A 16764-nucleotide genomic window follows, 5' to 3' on the forward strand; every position below is an offset into this window, starting at 1 on the left:
GTCGTAATCGGAGAAGCGATGCAATTTGAGTGCGAGAGAATCCGTGGCGCTACGATGAACTCGATTACGACAACGACAACGACAACGACAACGGTGCGACAGCATTCCCTAATGGACTTGCTTAATTTATCAATGACCGTGCCTAAGCGGAGTCCGCGACCACGATGCCCAAACGCCCGCGCCTGCTGCTGATCGAGGACGAGGAGCCGATCCGGGTCGGGCTCACGGATCTTTTCGTCTTCCACGGCTACGAGGTCCAGGGCGCCGCGGACGGCCCGACGGGATTGCAGCTCGCGCTCTCCGGGACCTTCGACATCATCCTGTTGGACGTGATGCTGCCGGGCCTGGACGGCTTCACTATCTGCGACCGGATCAGGGCCGTGGACCGGGTGCAGCCCATCATCCTGCTGACCGCCCTGGGGGCGGACGAGGACATCATCCGCGGGCTCAAGCTCGGCGCGGACGACTATGTCGCCAAGCCCTTCTCGGTCGCGGAGCTGGTGCTGCGCGTCCAGGCGGTGCTGCGCCGCGCCCCGGGCGGCGCGGCCCGGGCGGCGACCCTGCGGCTCGGCGATCTCACCCTCGACACGGTCAATCTGCTCGGGCGGCGCGGGTCCCTGGAGGTCCCCTTCACCCGCCGGGAGGTCGAGATCCTGTACTACCTGGCGGCCCATGCCGACCGCCCGGTCCCCCGCGACGAGCTCTTGACCAAGGTCTGGGGTTATTCCCGGGGCTGCGGCATCGAGACCCGTACCGTGGACATCCACATCGCAAAGCTGCGCCGCAAGATCGAGCCGGACCCGGCCGCCCCGCGGGTGCTGGTCACGGTGCGGGGGGTGGGGTATCGGCTCCTGGTCGGGGATGGCGCCGTGCCGCAATGAAGGGCGAAAACGCCGATCGCGCACGCCGGCGCCTGCGCCTGTGGCTCGGGGCCTTTTTCATCGCGCTGGCCCTGCCGAGTGCGGTCCTGGTCTACCAAGCCTATGACCAACTCAAATGGGAGTCCTTCCGGGCGCAGCAACTGGTCGCCGAGGACTTCGCCGCCCGGGTCGATCAGCGCTTGAGTGACCTCGTGCGGGTGGAGGACGCCCGGCCGGTGGCGGACTACGCCTTTCTGGTCGGCGAACCGACGCCCGCGGATCATCGCTCACCGCTCGCCGACCTGCCGGTGCGGGCTGGCCCCCCCGGTCTGATGGGCTGGTTCCAGGTGGCGGAGGACGGTCGCTTCAGCACCCCGCTGGTCCCCGAGGGCGCAGCCGCCGCGGCGATGGCGCCGGCGGAACTGGCGCAACGCCAGGCGCTCGCGGCCCACATCGAAGGGATATTGATCGGCAACCGGCTGGTCGAGCGCGGGCGCCCCGCGGGCGGGCCGCCGGGGCCGGCGCCGCGGCCCATCGCCGAGGGGTCCGACGCGGCGGCGAACCAGTCTTCGGTCGACTCGGTGGTGGGTGCGGGCGGGCAGTTGCCATCCGGGCCGCTGACGCAGGCCAAGTCGGCGGCCTCTGCCAAGGCGCAACTGCCCCGGGAGCGCCTGTCCCAGCGCGCCTTCGAGCAACTCGGCAGCCGGCGGGCGGACCCCGCGGCGCCTGCCATGGCGGATTCCACCGCTGACCTGGAGGCGCCGGCCGTCCCGGTTCAGGGGCTCGGGCGGGTCGATGAGCTGACCCTGGATGCGGCCCTGGCCAAGCGCACCGCGCCGGTCCCGGCGATGCCCCGCGCTCAGGCGCCGGCAGCGTCGGCGCCCGTCGGCAGCGACCGGGGCGAGGCCGCCCCGTCTCCAAGGGGTTTCGCGGCGTCGGCCGCGCGCCCGAAGGCCCTCGCCGAGACCACCCGCGGGACCGCCGTGGCGGCGGACAAGACCAAGGATGAACGCGCCCGGGCGCCCCTGGCACTCTTTGCCAACCGGGTGGAGCCCTTTGAACTGGGGTTGCTCGGCAGCGGCCACTTGGTCCTGTTCCGGGCCGTGCGGCAGGGCGGGGGGCGCATCATCCAGGGTCTCCTGATCGAGCAGGGGCCATTCCTTGCCGCGGTCCTGGGCGAGCCCTTGCGGGCCAGCGCGCTCGGGCGCACCACCGACCTGATCGTCGCCTTCCGGGACAGGGTGCTGACCGCCTTGCGTGCCGCGCCGGGTCGCGACTATGTCGCCAGTGCCCGCGAACTGACCGGGGCCCTGCTCTACCGCACCCGGCTGCGTGAACCCTTCGGCGGCCTGGAACTGATCTTCAGCGTCGGCCGGCTGCCGGTCCCGGCGGGGGCCCTGGTGATCGGCTGGGTGGGCGGGCTGCTGGCCCTGGTGCTGGTGGCCGGGACCTGGCTCATGTACCGGCTGGGGCTCAAGCAGATCGCGCTCGTGCGCCAGCAGCAGGCCTTCGTCTCCGCGGTGAGCCACGAGCTCAAGACCCCGTTGACCTCCATCCGTCTCTATGCGGAGATGCTGCGCGCCGGCTTTGCCGACGAGGACCGCCGCCAGGTCTATTACCGCTACATCCAGGAGGAGAGTGAGCGCCTCTCGCGGCTGATCGCCAATGTGCTGGCCCTGTCGCGGATCGGGCGCGACGCACTCACCGTCTCCCCCCAGGCGCTGGATCTCGCCGAGCTGATGGCCCTGGTGCGGGAGCGGGTCGCGTCCCAGGTCGAGCGGGCCGGGTTCCAGTTGGTCGTTCAGTGCCCGGCGGGCGGGACCGTCCAGGCCGATCCGGACGCCTGCGTCCAAATCCTGATCAACCTGGTGGACAATGCACTCAAGTTCGCCGCTCAGGGCGCCGAGAAGACGGTCGAGATCCGCTGCGAGTGTCCGCGCGATGGCTGGGTGCGCATCGCCGTGCGCGACTTCGGCCCCGGGGTGCCGCGTGAGTTGCGCCGCCACGTCTTCCAACTCTTCTACCGCGGCCCCGAGGCCGGGGCGCGCGCCATCCCCGGCACCGGCATCGGGCTCGCGCTGGTGGAGCGCCTGACGCTGGCCATGGGCGGGCGGGTGGAGGTGGTGGACCGGGAGCCGGGGGCGGAGTTTCGGGTCGAACTGCCAGCGCCGCCGTGACGGCGGCGGCGCTTTTTCCTCATAGCCCGGGAGACCGTCCCGTCACCGGAGGTCGACGCTTCAGCGGGTATTCCCGCCGCTGCGCATCCTGCCGCCGCTCTCCGCCGCCATCGAGCGGCGCTTCGGCCACCGCACCGTCACTCAGCCGACAGGACGCGCAACTCTATCCAGCACCTGCCTGCAGTGTGCGGTATATTTCCCGTACCGACGCAGTAGCGCCAACCGGGGGGAGGGGCCGACCCGCATGACCGCCGTCAAAACCAATCCTTAAGGACCAGGCAACACCATGGACCACATCGCGCACCCGCTCGCGACCCCCGCATGAGCGCATCACTCGAAGATGCCGGTCCCTTGGCGATCCCACCGCACGCGACCGGTTTCGGGTTCTCGCTGCGCCGCTCGGGGGGCCACATGTCGCGCTCGATGATGCTGCCCGAGCTGCGTCTGCTCTTTGCCGCCGTCCCTGCCACCGCTGGCCGCGCGGCCTACCGCGCCGCCATCCTGGAAGGTAACGTACTGGGCAAACCCACCTTCTCCAGCCGCCAGAAGAGCGAGAAGCACCTCTACGAGCTGTACGGGGTCGACCCGTCGCTGGCCCTGTTCCGGCTGCTGCGCCGCTTCGCCGCCGAAGCCCCCGACTCGCTTCCCCTCCTGGCCCTGACCTGCGTCTTCTGCCGTGACCCTCAACTGCGGGCCAGCTTCACCCTGATCGAGGCCCTGAAGCCGGGCGAGGTCCTGCTCCGCGCTCGGACGGAGGCACACCTGGAGTCGGTCTTCCCGGAGCGTTTCAGCCCGATCATGCTCGCTGGCTTAGCCACTCGGGTCGGCGTCACCTGGGCGGCGACCGGCCATCTGAAGGGCCGAGCCACGCGGACACGAACCCTGCCGATCCCCACCCCGGCCGCATCGACCTACGCCATGTTCGCCGGCTACCTCCTGGGCCTGCGCGGAGATTGCCTGGTGTCATCCGTCTTTGCGCGTCTGGTGGGGGCCGATCCAGCGCTCATCCTGTCACACCTCGCCCTAGGCTCGCAGCGGGGCTGGCTGCGCCTGCGCCACGGCGGCGGGGTGATCGAGATCGACTTCGCCGCCTTGTTACTGCCCGCCGAGGAGGCAATCTTGAATGGCCCGCGCTGACCAGCTCCTGGCGAGCTACCGCCGCCACGTCTCCCTGACCCCGCGCATCAACCTGCCGCTGAGTCAGCGGGTGTGGTTCATCGTCTATCCCCCGGAAGACGAGCGCCGGATGGTCAACCGCATCCCCGAGTTCGAGATCGCCACCCGCGAGCATGGGCTCGACTGGCAGCACCTGGATCTGACGGGCGTCTTCGCCGACTGGATGGACACCTACGACCCGGACGAGCGCACCAAAATCCTTGCCGAGCCGCGCATCACCCAGAAATATGCGACCAAGGGGCTCACGGCACTGGTCAGCAACCGGGTGCGCACGGCGATGCAGTCCGTGCCTTCAGAGCGCGCCGATGGGACCGTCCTGGCCCTATCAGGCTTGATGGACCTTTACGACTTCACCCAGGTCTCAGCAGCCCTGGAAACCGTGGAGAAACTCCGGCTGCGCGGTATTCTGGCGCTCTTCTTTCCCGGCGAGCGCGAGGGCAATACCTATCGCTTCCTCGGTGCCCGCGACGGCTGGAACTACCTCGCCACCCCCATTCTCACGGAAGGCTGACCATGCCCGACTCGACGCCCCCAACATCGCTAAGAAACCGGGACCTCTTCGTCAAAGACCCGCTGTCCTGGACCATCGCCAACGACGGCGTCTCCAGCAACAACGTCGAAGACCTCGACACCTTGCGTTACGAGTTGGCGACCTTCGTCTGCGACGGCGAGTACCGGACCGGACTGGCCAAGATCCTTCAGAGTTACCTGGATAATCTGGGCAAAGAGCAGAAGGCGGCCTGGGTCAGCGGTTTCTACGGCAGCGGAAAATCGCACCTGGTCAAGGTCGTGCGCTATCTCTGGACCGATTTCCCGCTCGCGGGCGGCCACAGCGCCCGTACCCTCGCGAGTTTGCCGGACGACGTGCGCGACCTGCTCTGTGAGCTGTCGACTCGCGGCAAGCAGGGGGCGGGCCTGCACAGCGCGGGCGGCACCATGAAGGCCGGGGTCGGCAGCGTGCGCCTGCGGGTGCTGGGGATCGTCCTGTCGTCCGTCGGTCTCCCGGAAGACCTCTCGGTCGCCCGCCTGATGTTGGACCTGCGCGACGATGACCGACTGGATGAGCTGCGCGGCAGGATCGCGGCGGCAGGCAAGGACCCGGACGCCGAGTTCGACCGTTTCTACACCTCCAGAGCCTTCCTGGACGCCTACTTTGCGACCTATCCTCACCTGGGCGATGTCAAGAACGTCAGTGAGGCCCTGCGCGCCCAGTATTCGGTGGAGGTCGAAGAAGTCGGCATCGCCGAGATGCTCACCGTCATCCGCCGTGCCTTGGAGCGCGGGCGTCCCGCCCGCGATTCCCGGCCGGGACGGCCGGGCTCCCTTCTCCCCTGCACTGTGATTGTCCTGGACGAGATCCAGCAGTTCATCGCCAACAACGCCGACCTAGCCCACGACGTGCAGGAAGTGGTTGAGGCACTCTCGAAAGAGATGGACGGCCGCGTCCTGGTGATAGGCACCGGCCAGAGCGCCCTGACCGACACCCCCACACTCCAGCGCCTGATGGGCCGCTTCACGACCAAGGTCCACCTGAAGGACAACGACGTGGAGCGCGTGGTGCGCACCGTCGTGCTCCAGAAGAAGGAAGAGGCCAAACCCCTCATCGCCGACCTGGTGTCCAGACGCTCCGGGGAGATCGCCCGCCAGCTCAAATCCACCCGTATCGCAACCCGCGCCGACGACGACCAGGGCTATGTCCCCGACTACCCGCTGCTGCCCGTGCGCCGCCGCTTCTGGGAGCAGGTCCTGCACAGTTGCGACCCCAGCGGCACCGCCGCCCAGATGCGCACCCAACTACGCGTCACCCATGAGGCGTGCCGCCTGGTCGCGGAGCAACCCTTGGGGGCCATCATCCCCGCCGATTTCATCTACGACCAACTCGCCACCGAACTGGTCACCACGGGCGAACTGCAAAAGCGCTTCCAGGAACTCGTCGAGGAGCAGAAGCGTCATCCGGATGGCCCCCTGCGCAGCCGCATTTGCGCCCTGGTCTTCCTGATCGGCAAGCTCGCGCGCGAAGGTGTGGACACCGGCGTACGCGCCAACCCGGAGCACCTGGCCGATCTGCTCACCGACGACCTCGGCGACTCCGCCACGCAGTTGCGAGCCAGCGTCCCGGCCCTGGTGCAGGCCCTGACGGACGAGGGCGTCCTGATGGAGATCGAGGGCGAGGTCCACCTCCAGACCACCGAGGGGGCCGCCTGGGAGTCCGAATACCGCAAGCGCCGCGCCTCCCTGCTGAACAACGAGCCCCAACTCGCCGCCGAGCGCGGCCAGTTGCTCTCCAAAGCCATCCAGGCCGCGCTCGCGGGGGTCAGCGTCCTGCACGGCGCGGCCAAGGAGAGGCGCAAGGTCGCCATTCACCACGGGATGAGCCCGCCGGCCCAAGCCGAGGGTCTGGTGGTCTGGGTACGCGACGGCTTCCAGGAGTCGGAGGGCGCCGTCATCCAGGACATCCAGGCCCGCAGTACCCTGGATGCCACCATCCACGTCCTCATCCCCAAGACCAAGGCGGACCCGCTCAAGAACGCCCTGGCCGCCGCCCGGGCCGCCGCGGATACCCTCAGTTTCAAGGGCGAGCCGGGCAGTGATGAGGGACGCGCCGCCCGCGCCGCGATGACCAGCCGCCAGGCCGGGGATGAGTCCAAGATTGCCGCGCTGATGGGCGACATCGTGTGCGGTGCCCGGCTGTTCCTCTCCGGTGGTCAGGGGCTCGACATCGAGGGTCTCAAGGACGGCGTGGAAGAGGCCGCCAAGTCCGTGCTCGACCGGCTCTATCCCCAGTTCCACCTCGCCGACTCGCCCAACTGGCCCACGGTGTGGAAGAAGGCCAAGGAGGGCAGCGCCAACGCCCTGGCGGCCGTCAATTACCAGGGCGACCCCCACCGGCACCCGGTCACCGCGGCCATCCTCGCCGAGGTCGGGGCCGGCAAGAAGGGGACCGAGCTGGAGTCCCGCTTCGGCGCCAGCCCCTACGGCTGGCCCAAGGACGCGGTGGATGCCGGCATCGCCGTGCTGCTCGTCAGCGGCCACCTGGGTGCCCGCCTCCAGGGCCAGCCCGTGAAGACCGCCGATCTGGACCAGAAGAAGATCGGCCAGGCCGATCTGCGCGTCGAGCAACCGGTCCTCACCGCCGTCCAGAAGCTCAAGATCAAGAAGCTCTTCCAGAGCGCCGGGCACAAGTTCCAGCCGGGCGAGGAGATCAGTGCCGCCCCCGGGTTCGTGGGGCTACTCAAGCAGCAGGCCCAGTCCGCCGGGGGCGATGCGCCCGCGCCGGCAGCACCCAATCCGCAAGTGCTCAATGAGTTGCACGGCCTCACCGGCAACGACCTGCTCTACAAGCTCCACGACCGCGCCGACGACCTCACCCAATCTCTGGCGGACTGGCGGTCGGTCGCCGACAAGATCGACGACCGTGGTCCCAACTACGCCCTGGCCGGTCAACTGCTGGCCCAGGCCCGCGACCTGCCGGACATGGACGCACTGACCCAGACCCTGGATGCCATCCGCACCAACCGCAGCCTGCTGGACGACCCGGACCCCACCGCCACCGTCCTCCAGGCCGTCAGCAGTGCCCTGCGCGGCGCCCTGGCCCAGGCCCAGACCGACCATGCCGACACCCTGGCCGCCGAGCTGGCCCGGCTCGCCGCCCATCCCGTCTGGGCCGCCCTGCGCGACACCGATCGCGCCGCCCTGCTCCGGGAAGCGGGCGCCGTGGCCCCGACCCTGGCTGCCGCCGCGACCGACACCGAACTGCTGGAGTCCCTGAAGCGGCGCGACCTGCGCGGCTGGAAGGACCTCGCCGACGCCCTGCCGACCCGCTGCGACCTGGCCCTGGCCGCCGCCATCCAGGCCGCCGAGCCCAAGGCCAGGTGCGTCAGCCTGCCGGGTGCGACGATCCACGACGAGGACGAGTTGGAAGGCTGGCTCGACCAGGCCCGCGCCAAGATCCAGGCGGCCCTGATCCACGGGCCGGTGATTCTGTAGACCAGGACCCCGAACATGCCCAGCACCCTGACCAAGGACCAGCGCACGGCGCTGGAGAAGCTCACCCTCAAGGCCCGCGAGGCGGCAGAGGTCGCGGCCCGCGCCGCGCTGGACAATCTCGCCGTCCATGAAGAACGGCCGCGCGCCCATCTGGACGAAGACCAGCGCCGCCTGCGCAACCGCCTGCGTGCCCGCGGCCGGGCGCTGGGGGACCGGCTGGACCCGGGCGGCACCCAGTCCATTGATCAGCTCGCCGAGGCCGCCGCCTACGAGCACTGGCACCGGCTGCTCTTCACCCGCTTTCTGGCGGATAACCACCTGCTGCACACCGGCGCCGAACACGGTAGCGTCCCCGTCACCCTGGAGGAGTGCGACGAACTGGCGCCGGAGCTTGGCGCCCGCGACGGCTTCGATCTGGCCTGCCGCTTCGCCTCCGAGACCCTGCCCGGCATCTTCCGCCGGGACGACCCGGTGCTGGATCTGCGCTTGGCGCCCAACCACGAGGTCCAACTGCGTCGCCTGCTGGACGAACTGCCCGCCGAGACCTTCCGTACCGACGACGCACTGGGCTGGACCTACCAGTTCTGGCAGGCCAAGCGCAAAGACGAGGTGAACAAGTCCGGGGTCAAGATCGGCGCCCGCGAACTGCCTGCCGTTACCCAGCTCTTCACCGAGGACTACATGGTGGAGTTCCTGCTCCACAACTCGATCGGGGCCTGGTGGGCGGGGAGGAAAGTGGATAGTGGAAAGTGGAGAGTGGATAGTGGGGGCTTGTCAGTGGCGGCGTGCCCGACCGAGGAGGATGCCCGGCGCGCGGTCGCGCTGCCGCCGCGGGACGGCCTTCCCGGTGTCGATTGGACTTATCTGCGCTTCATCCGTTCCGATGCGCAAGTGGGCGACTCAAACCCCGAACCGCCGGCGTCTATCCACTATCCACTATCCACTATCCACTGGCTTCCCGCCGCCGGCACCTTCGAGGGTTGGCCCAAGCGTGCCGCCGAGATCCGCTTCCTGGACCCCTGCATGGGCAGTGGGCACTTCCTGGTCTTCGCCCTGCCCATCCTCGCCCGGCTGCGGATGGAGGAGGAGGGCTTGAGCGCCGCTGCGGCCGTCGCCGCCGTGCTGCGGGACAACCTGCATGGGTTGGAGATCGATGAGCGCTGTACTCAAATCGCGGCGTTCAATGTGGCATTGACCGCTTGGAAGCTTGGCGGCTATCAGTCATGGACAACGCTACATTTGGCTTGTTCCGGCCTCGCGCCGAACACCCGCGAAGCCGACTGGCTGGCGATTGCCGGCGACAACGAGAAACTCCGGAACGGTCTGGAGCGGCTTTACCGGCTGTTCCAACAGGCAGCGGTGCTTGGCAGCCTCATCAATCCGCGCGCGGGCGAGGGTGATTTGCTGGAAGCCGGATTCCATGAACTCCAGCCGCTGCTGGAAAAGGCGCTTGCGCAGGAGATCCAGGATGACACCGCGCATGAAATGGCCGTGACCGCGCGCGGCCTCGCCAAGGCGGCGGAAATTCTTGCCGGCCAGTTCACGCTCGTCGCGACAAACGTGCCTTATCTAGGAAGTGGAAAGCAGGATGAAATAATTCAAGATTACTGCGAGACAGTTCACCAAAAAGCCAAAGCTGATCTCGCTACCGCATTTGTCGAACGTTGCCTAGCATTCTGCGCAAAGGATGGCATGGCAGCGCTGGTTACACCGCGAAATTGGCTATTTCTTTCGAGCTATAAGAAATTGCGCGAATCACTACTCCGGGAGCGGACATGGAACGGCATTGTCTCGCTTGGGGAAGAAGCGTGGTGGAGCTATGGGGTTCGTGGCCCACACACTGTTCTACTTTTCTTGAGCGAGTCGGTGGCTGCGAAATCCCATCACCATTTTGGAATAGATGTTGGCGCCAAGCAAGGTAGCCAAGTAATTCTACTCGATGAGAAGGCCGCGATGCTACGCGGCGAGCTACCATTAAGGATCAGCTTGCTTTGCCAAGCTGATCAGCTTAAGAATCCACAGGCAGCAGTTACGCTTGAGGTGGTGCCGGCCGGAACTAAGATTCGCGACATCGCGTATGTTGGATATGGAAGTAAGCCAGGCCAAACGGCTCGCGTAACGCGGCAATTCTGGGAAGTTTACATTGTCGAACCACGTCATTGGACGTTTATGGTTTCAACACCGGATCGGCGTGATGACTATTCTGGGAGATCGGAGATTTGCCTATCATTTACCGAGATAAAACGACAGCAGATTGATGAATTTGGTGTTCGTGGTGCTGAAGCGTGGGGCAAGCGTGGTGTTCTTTACTCGAAGATGCGTGACTTGCCGGCAACTATTTACGGTGGTGAGTTCTTCGACGACAACACTAATGTTGTTACGCCATTCGATGAGAAGCATATAACGACTCTATATGCTTACCTGAAGTCTGGGCAATTCAATGCAGACCTTCGTCGTTTAAATCAAAAGCTGAATGTTACTCGGGAGCTGGTTGCTCAATTGCCTTTCGACCTTACACGCTGGCAGAAGGTCGCAGCCGAGCAATATCCTCATGGATTGCCGAAGCCGTTTTCCAGCGATCCGACGCAATGGCTCTTCAATGGTCACCCCAAGGGCTCCGACGCGCCGCTCCAGGTCGCCGTCGCCCGGCTTCTCGGCTACCGCTGGCCGCGCCAGACCGGCTCCGAGTTTCCGGACTGCCCGGCCCTGGGTCCCGACGGCCTGGAGTCCCACACGGACGCGGATGGCATCGTCTGCCTGTCCGCCGTCAATCGAGAACTGCCCGCGGCGGTGCGTCTGCGCGCCCTGCTCGCCGCAGCCTTCGGCGCGGACTGGACCGGTGGCGCCGAGCGGGAACTGCTGGCCGCGACCGGCGCCAAACAGACCAGCCTGGAAGACTGGCTGCAGGACGCCTTCTTCGAGCAGCACTGCAAACTCTTCCACAACCGCCCCTTTATCTGGCACCTCTGGGACGGCCGCAAGGACGGCTTCCATGCCCTGGTGAACTACCACCGGCTGGACCGGGCCAATCTGGAGAAACTCACCTACAGCTACCTGGGCGACTGGATTCGCCAGCAGGACGCGGACGCCAAGACCGACAAACCCGGCGCCGCCGAGCGCCTGGGCGCCGCCCGGGCGCTGGAGGCCGAACTCGTCGCGATCCTGGAGGGCGAGCCGCCCTATGACCTCTTCATCCGCTGGAAGCCGCTCGCCGGGCAGCCCCTGGGCTGGCAGCCGGACTTGAACGACGGCGTGCGCCTCAACATCCGCCCCTTCATGCAGGCCCGGGATCTCGGCAAGAAGGGCGCCGGCATCCTGCGCGCCAAGCCCAACATCAAATGGGACAAGGACCGCGGCACCGAGCCGCAACGCGACAAGTCAGACTACCCCTGGTTCTGGCACTTGGATGAGCCACCGCTCGCCTGCCCCGGCGGCCCCGACTTCACCGGCAACCGCTGGAATAATGTCCACCTGACCCTGGCGCGCAAGCAGGCCGCCAGAAGGGATCCGGGGCGTCCCGCCCCGGCGTGAGAGCAAGTGCCTCGCTCATCAAGACGCCGCACAGGAGACACTGAATGACCACTTCCCCCAGCATTGCGCCGCGGCGCGTGCGAAAGCTAGCGCAGTACGGTTGGGTAACCCGCTGCGCACGAGGAGAAACCTGATGACCGATTCCCAATCGTTGCGTATACGGAGAGTTCAGGTCGACGGACTGTTCGATCTTTTTAGCCATCAAGTCGACCTGAATCTCGATGAGCGCGTAACCATCCTGCATGGTCCTAATGGCGTGGGTAAAACCATGTTGTTGAGGATGGTCAACGCCCTGCTGAATGGCCGGTATAGCGTGTTCCGGCAGGTACCCTTCCGGCGTTTTGCCATGACGATGACCGACGACAGCAAGGTCGAGTTGACCCTCGGCCAGACGAAGGCATCCGGACAAAAGAAGCGGCAAAAAGAAACGAGGCCGCTTCATCTGGTGTTGTTTCGTGGAGAGAAGGAAGTCGATCGCTATGACATTCCCGCTAACCGAGATGTCGAGTCGCTTGCCGATGAGATTGCGAGCCGCTTGCCCTGGGTTCAGCGCGTCGGGGAGGATGTTTGGGTCGATGAGCACGAAGTGGCCTCGCTGTTGCAGGCAGAGGAGATTGTTGCGCGGTATGGGGGAGAAGTGGCTGGCCGCCTCTCGCCGACCTCCGGTTTGGGTGATCCGGCATGGCTCAGTGATCTGCGCCGGAAGGTCAGGGTTCATCTGATAGCCGCGCAACGCCTGCTCAGGGTCACCGCGGAGGACCCGCGTCGTTATCGTTCGGGTCCGCGTACGCTCTTTACCGTTCTGGACTATGCACGCGACCTCAAGGTGCGTATCAATGACGCCATGGCGCGTTATGGTCAGCAGTCTCAAAGTCTCGATCAGTCCTTTCCTCAGCGGCTACTGAATAGTCACGCTGTTGTGTTGCCAGCCGATACTCTCAAACAACGCATGGAGAAGTTGGATGCCCGCCGCGCAGAATTGAAAGAAATCGGGCTCTTGGACGAGCCGGGCAGTCATCCATTCGATACCGCGGCGCTCGACAGCCTCGATCCGACCCAGCAAAGCGTGATGGCTTTGTACGTGGAAGATACGGAGCGAAAATTGTCCGTCCTGGATGAGATCGCGCTCCGTGCCCGATTGCTGCTCGACAACGTTAACCACAAGTTCCACCACAAGCGTATCCGGATCGACCGGCAACTTGGATTGGTGGCGGAAGGGGAGCAAGGTAGATCCCTGGATTTGGATGCCTTATCGTCCGGCGAACAGCATGAACTGGTGCTCCATTATGACCTACTGTTCCGGGTGCTGCCCAATACCCTGGTATTGATCGACGAACCTGAATTGTCTCTCCACCCCGTCTGGCAAAAGCGCTTCCTACCCGACCTCTTGGAGATCGTTGAAATCGCGCAGTTCGATGTGCTGATGGCGACGCACTCACCCTTTATCGTAGGTGATCGGTCAGACCTGATGATCGGCCTGGACGCGGAGTTGGTATGACGCTGAGCGGTTACAAGGATGCCGGTGTCGTTGCCACCGAGGTCATCATGACGCGCCAGCTTCACGCCGGCAGCTTCCTGATCGTAGAGGGAGAAGACGACCATAAATTCTGGAGGCCGCGCGTTGGACCCGGTCACTGCGAACTCGTCATCGGCAATGGCAAGCCGAACGTAGAGGGGGCGCTGGTCCGTTTGGACAAGGGCCGCTTCCGGGGTGCACTCGGTGTCGTGGACGACGATTTCGATGGTCTGGAGGGGCGTCTCCGCCCTTCGCCCAATCTGATCGGTACCGATACCCATGACTTGGAGGGCATGTTGATTCGTTCCCCGGCTTTGGAGCGCGTTCTCGCCGAGCTTGGTGCCCCCGCCAAAATCCGGGAGTTGGAAGAGCAGCAAGGGCGTTCGGTTCGGGATGCCCTGTTGGAGCGTGGCCTGGAATTCGGCCGGCTACGTTGGGTGGCGCAGCGTCGGGCCTGGGAGATTCCGTTTCACAAGCTCGGACCCGAACGGTTCCTGAACCGGGACACTTGGTTGGTGTCCCGAGACGATTTTCATGATGCAGCGGTAAAGACCGGTGCAGTCCCGTCCATCGACGATCTGCGCGCGGAGTTGGAAGCGCTCCCGGTCGCCGATCCTTGGGCAATCTGCCAGGGTCACGACTTGGTGAGCATCCTGCGCATCGGTCTGACCAGGGTGTTGGGTAGTCTTAAGGCGAGCAAGGGAGTAGACGATATCGCGGCCATGTTGCGCAGCGCTTTCGACGATCAACAGCTTCACGGCGGCCATCTTGGCGCGGCGATTCGCGGCTGGGAGCAAGCGAACAAGCCTTATCTGGTGCTCTAGAGGCGAACCTGAAAACACGTCCAGTCGCTGGACGGGACTTACACACTTGGAGGTTTCGACGATGAGCGCGGCGTACGAAAACGGCATGTGGCTCAAAGACCCGGACGCTCGCATCACCGTCCATTCGGACCTCTGCAACGGGCGTCCGACGATCCGCGGCCTGCGGATCACCGTCGAGACGATCCTCGGATTCCTGAGCGCCGGCGAATCCCCGGATGAAATCCTACGCCAGTACCCGTCCCTTGAGTCCGCGGACCTCGACGCCTGTGTGCGGTTCGCTGCGGACTACAAGGCCCTACGGCGCGAGGCGTCTTGACGCGACTGAGACCGAATCATGAACACGACCATCCTTGAACAGTTGATCGACCGACTCCGCGCGGCGGCGATCTACAACCGCCACGATTTGGCTGCGCCGTCCGTGGTGTTGTGGACGGACGGGGAGGGGCTCTGGTCCCGGGCCATCCCGCTGCTGTGCGACGCCATGCCGGGGCTTTTTGTGCTGGCGCCTGAGATTGCCGATGAGCGGACTGGGCCTTCTACCTGGCTGCGTTATCAGCTTGCGCGCTGGGGCTCCTGCGCACGCGGGGGCGGGACGCCCCCGCTCCTTTATCTGCCGGGTGTGGCGCGGTCTGCCTTTCGCGGCGCGGCCGGGTTTCCGGAGGCGGCGCGGCATCTGTTCGCACTCCAGTTCCAGGGGCAGTTCTGGGGCCAGCAGAACGGGAAGGACTGGACGCCCTTTGCTTTCCTGTCGTCCAACGAGGGTGGGCTCGGGCTTGATCTGGCCCGTGATCGGGCCACGCAGGACGCGGTCGGCGCCCAATTGACCCAGGTGCTGCGCGCGCCGGTGGCGAGCCTTACCGGCCGGCGTCTGGATGCGGCGGACTTCCATGGGCTGGCCGCCGGCGATCCGGTGGGCCTGCTGCTGGAGTGGATGGCCACCGGCGACGGTACTCATGGCGACTGGTCTGCCGAGCGCTGGACCGGGTTCAGGGCTCTGTGCAAGCCGACCTTCGGCCTGGACCCGGACAAGGACGGCATCATCACCGCGGTAGACAAGCTGGTGGCGGGGGGCGGGGTCTGGGATCAGGTCTGGACGCGCTACCGCCAGGCACACCAGGCCTTTGCCGGGGTGCGCAAGGCGCTGGACCTGGCACACCCCAAGGACCTGCTCGATGATGCCAACGACCGGATGCCGGTGACCAATCGCAAGCTGGAGGCTGCCTTGCGCGCTGGGCTCCTGGGGCTCCAGGCGCTCCCGCGGGCGCAGGCGCTGACGCGGCTCACGCAACTCTGCGCCCAGCACGCCCCGCGTGCCGATGCGCTGTGGGCGGATCTGGGCGAGGCATCCCTGGCACGGGCGGCCGTGCAGTTGAAGGCCCTGGCGGAAGGTATCACCGCGGGCGTCTGCGGGCACGATTGGGACACGCTGGCCGCCGCCTACCTGGCGCGCGGCTGGACGATCGACGCCGCTGCCTGGCGTGCGTTTGCCATGGTACGCGATGCCCCGGACCTGGAGGCCGTGACGGCGGCGCTGCGGGCCGTCTATCTCCCGTGGCTGACGGGTCTCGCGGAGCAGGTGCAGGGTTGGGCCTTGGGCTACCCCGGAGCGCGGGCGTCCCGCCCGCGAGTCAAAGGAGCCCCGCCGCCGGGGCCGGGACTCACGGGCGGGACGCCCTCGCTCCCATTCGCGGGCGGGACGCCCGCGCTCCAGACGGTCCTGGTGTTCGTCGATGGCCTGCGGTGCGACCTCGGCCTGGAGTTGGCCTGGCTGCTCCAGGCCTACGGACTCAGGGTGGAGACGGCAAGGCGCTGGTCCGCCCTGCCGACGGTGACGGCGACGGCCAAACCCGCCTGGCGTCCGCTGGCGGACGCCTTGATCGGAAACAGCCTGCCGGAGGGGTTCGAGCCGCAACTCGCCGAGACCGGCAAGAACCTCACGACGCAGACCTTCCGCAACCTGCTGGCGAGCAATGGGTGGACCTGGTTGGAGGCGACCTCCACCGGTGACCCGACCGGCGCCGCCTGGACCGAGATCGGCACCTTCGACCACGACGGCCACGCCCAGGGGGCGCGCCTGGCCTGGCGGCTGGACGAGGAACTGCGGGCGGTCGCCTTGCGGGTGCGGGACCTGCTCGCGGCCGGCTGGCAGCGGGCCGTCCTGGTGACGGACCATGGGTGGCTGCTGCTGCCCGGCGGCTTACCCAAGGCGGACCTGCCGGGACATCTGACCCAATCCCGCTGGCCGCGCTGTGCGGTGCCCCAGCCCGGCGCTCAACACGGATTCAAGGAACTGCCCTGGTTCTGGGGCGGCGGCCACTCGGTGGTCTGCGCCCCGGGGGTCTCGGCCTTCAAGTCCGGTGTCGAATACGCTCATGGGGGTCTGAGCCTGCAAGAGGCACTGACCCTGACACTAACGGTCACGGCCGAAGGGCAAACCGCCCAGGCCGCCGTAACGATCGGCAGCGCCGACTGGAAGGGTCTGCGGCTGCGGGTGCAATTGCAGGGCGGATTCGCGGGGACCCTACTCGACATCCGCACCAAGCCCGCGGATGCGGGGTCAAGCGTGCTCGACCCGGACCGACGGATGCAACCGCCGGACGCGGACGGTGCCGCCGCGCTGCTGGTCACGGATGACCAGCACGCAGGCGCGGCGGCGGTGTTGGTCGTCCTGCGGGCGGGACAGGTGGTGGCCA

General features: G+C 66.5%; 11 protein-coding genes. All 11 read left to right on the forward strand.

Features of this window, described 5'->3' with window-relative positions:
* Window positions 1-18: 18 nt before the first annotated feature.
* Complete coding sequence (locus tag QZY48_RS03180; protein WP_295427612.1) at window positions 19-192, forward strand: hypothetical protein; 174 nt, start codon at window positions 19-21, stop codon at window positions 190-192.
* A complete protein-coding gene (locus QZY48_RS03185) occupies window positions 165-881 on the forward strand; it encodes a response regulator transcription factor (RefSeq protein WP_295427615.1) in 717 nt (238 codons plus the stop codon). The genes QZY48_RS03180 and QZY48_RS03185 overlap by 28 nt, the downstream gene beginning before the upstream one ends.
* The gene (locus QZY48_RS03190; RefSeq protein ID WP_295427618.1) at window positions 878-3037 is read left to right on the forward strand and encodes a HAMP domain-containing sensor histidine kinase; all 2160 of its coding nucleotides are present in this window, start codon (window positions 878-880) and stop codon (window positions 3035-3037) included. Before QZY48_RS03185 ends, QZY48_RS03190 begins: the two co-directional genes overlap by 4 nt.
* 321 nt (window positions 3038-3358) lie before the next feature.
* Entirely contained in the window at window positions 3359-4174 is an 816-nt protein-coding gene (locus tag QZY48_RS03195) for a hypothetical protein (RefSeq protein ID WP_295427621.1), read from the forward strand.
* Window positions 4161-4724 (forward strand): hypothetical protein, encoded by a 564-nt coding sequence (locus tag QZY48_RS03200; protein ID WP_295427623.1) that lies wholly within the window; start codon window positions 4161-4163, stop codon window positions 4722-4724. The genes QZY48_RS03195 and QZY48_RS03200 overlap by 14 nt, the downstream gene beginning before the upstream one ends.
* A 2-nt stretch (window positions 4725-4726) precedes the next feature.
* Entirely contained in the window at window positions 4727-8200 is a 3474-nt protein-coding gene (gene brxC, locus QZY48_RS03205; protein ID WP_295427626.1) for a BREX system P-loop protein BrxC, read from the forward strand.
* Between the two features lie 15 nt (window positions 8201-8215).
* Complete coding sequence (locus QZY48_RS03210) at window positions 8216-11731, forward strand: N-6 DNA methylase (RefSeq protein ID WP_295427629.1); 3516 nt, start codon at window positions 8216-8218, stop codon at window positions 11729-11731.
* Window positions 11732-11864: 133 nt separating this feature from the next.
* The gene (locus tag QZY48_RS03215) at window positions 11865-13229 is read left to right on the forward strand and encodes an AAA family ATPase (RefSeq protein ID WP_295427632.1); all 1365 of its coding nucleotides are present in this window, start codon (window positions 11865-11867) and stop codon (window positions 13227-13229) included.
* Window positions 13226-14071: a DUF4435 domain-containing protein gene (locus tag QZY48_RS03220; RefSeq protein ID WP_295427634.1), complete on the forward strand. Its 846-nt coding sequence runs from the start codon at window positions 13226-13228 to the stop codon at window positions 14069-14071. The genes QZY48_RS03215 and QZY48_RS03220 overlap by 4 nt, the downstream gene beginning before the upstream one ends.
* A 61-nt stretch (window positions 14072-14132) precedes the next feature.
* The gene (locus QZY48_RS03225; protein WP_295427637.1) at window positions 14133-14387 is read left to right on the forward strand and encodes a DUF433 domain-containing protein; all 255 of its coding nucleotides are present in this window, start codon (window positions 14133-14135) and stop codon (window positions 14385-14387) included.
* Between the two features lie 18 nt (window positions 14388-14405).
* On the forward strand, window positions 14406-16764 hold a 2359-nt coding region (gene pglZ, locus QZY48_RS03230), incomplete at its 3' end, for a BREX-1 system phosphatase PglZ type B (RefSeq protein ID WP_295427640.1).

Source organism: uncultured Thiodictyon sp. (assembly GCF_903828115.1).
Lineage (GTDB): Bacteria > Pseudomonadota > Gammaproteobacteria > Chromatiales > Chromatiaceae > Thiodictyon.

Excerpts from the sequence above, each read along its gene's own strand:
- QZY48_RS03180 (WP_295427612.1), top strand. The coding sequence starts at position 19 with ATGCAATTTGAGTGCGAGAGAATCCGTGGCGCTACGATGAACTCGATT.
- QZY48_RS03185 (WP_295427615.1), top strand. The coding sequence starts at position 165 with ATGCCCAAACGCCCGCGCCTGCTGCTGATCGAGGACGAGGAGCCGATC.
- QZY48_RS03190 (WP_295427618.1), top strand. The coding sequence starts at position 878 with ATGAAGGGCGAAAACGCCGATCGCGCACGCCGGCGCCTGCGCCTGTGG.
- QZY48_RS03195 (WP_295427621.1), top strand. The coding sequence starts at position 3,359 with ATGAGCGCATCACTCGAAGATGCCGGTCCCTTGGCGATCCCACCGCAC.
- QZY48_RS03200 (WP_295427623.1), top strand. The coding sequence starts at position 4,161 with ATGGCCCGCGCTGACCAGCTCCTGGCGAGCTACCGCCGCCACGTCTCC.
- brxC (WP_295427626.1), top strand. The coding sequence starts at position 4,727 with ATGCCCGACTCGACGCCCCCAACATCGCTAAGAAACCGGGACCTCTTC.
- QZY48_RS03210 (WP_295427629.1), top strand. The coding sequence starts at position 8,216 with ATGCCCAGCACCCTGACCAAGGACCAGCGCACGGCGCTGGAGAAGCTC.
- QZY48_RS03215 (WP_295427632.1), top strand. The coding sequence starts at position 11,865 with ATGACCGATTCCCAATCGTTGCGTATACGGAGAGTTCAGGTCGACGGA.
- QZY48_RS03220 (WP_295427634.1), top strand. The coding sequence starts at position 13,226 with ATGACGCTGAGCGGTTACAAGGATGCCGGTGTCGTTGCCACCGAGGTC.
- QZY48_RS03225 (WP_295427637.1), top strand. The coding sequence starts at position 14,133 with ATGAGCGCGGCGTACGAAAACGGCATGTGGCTCAAAGACCCGGACGCT.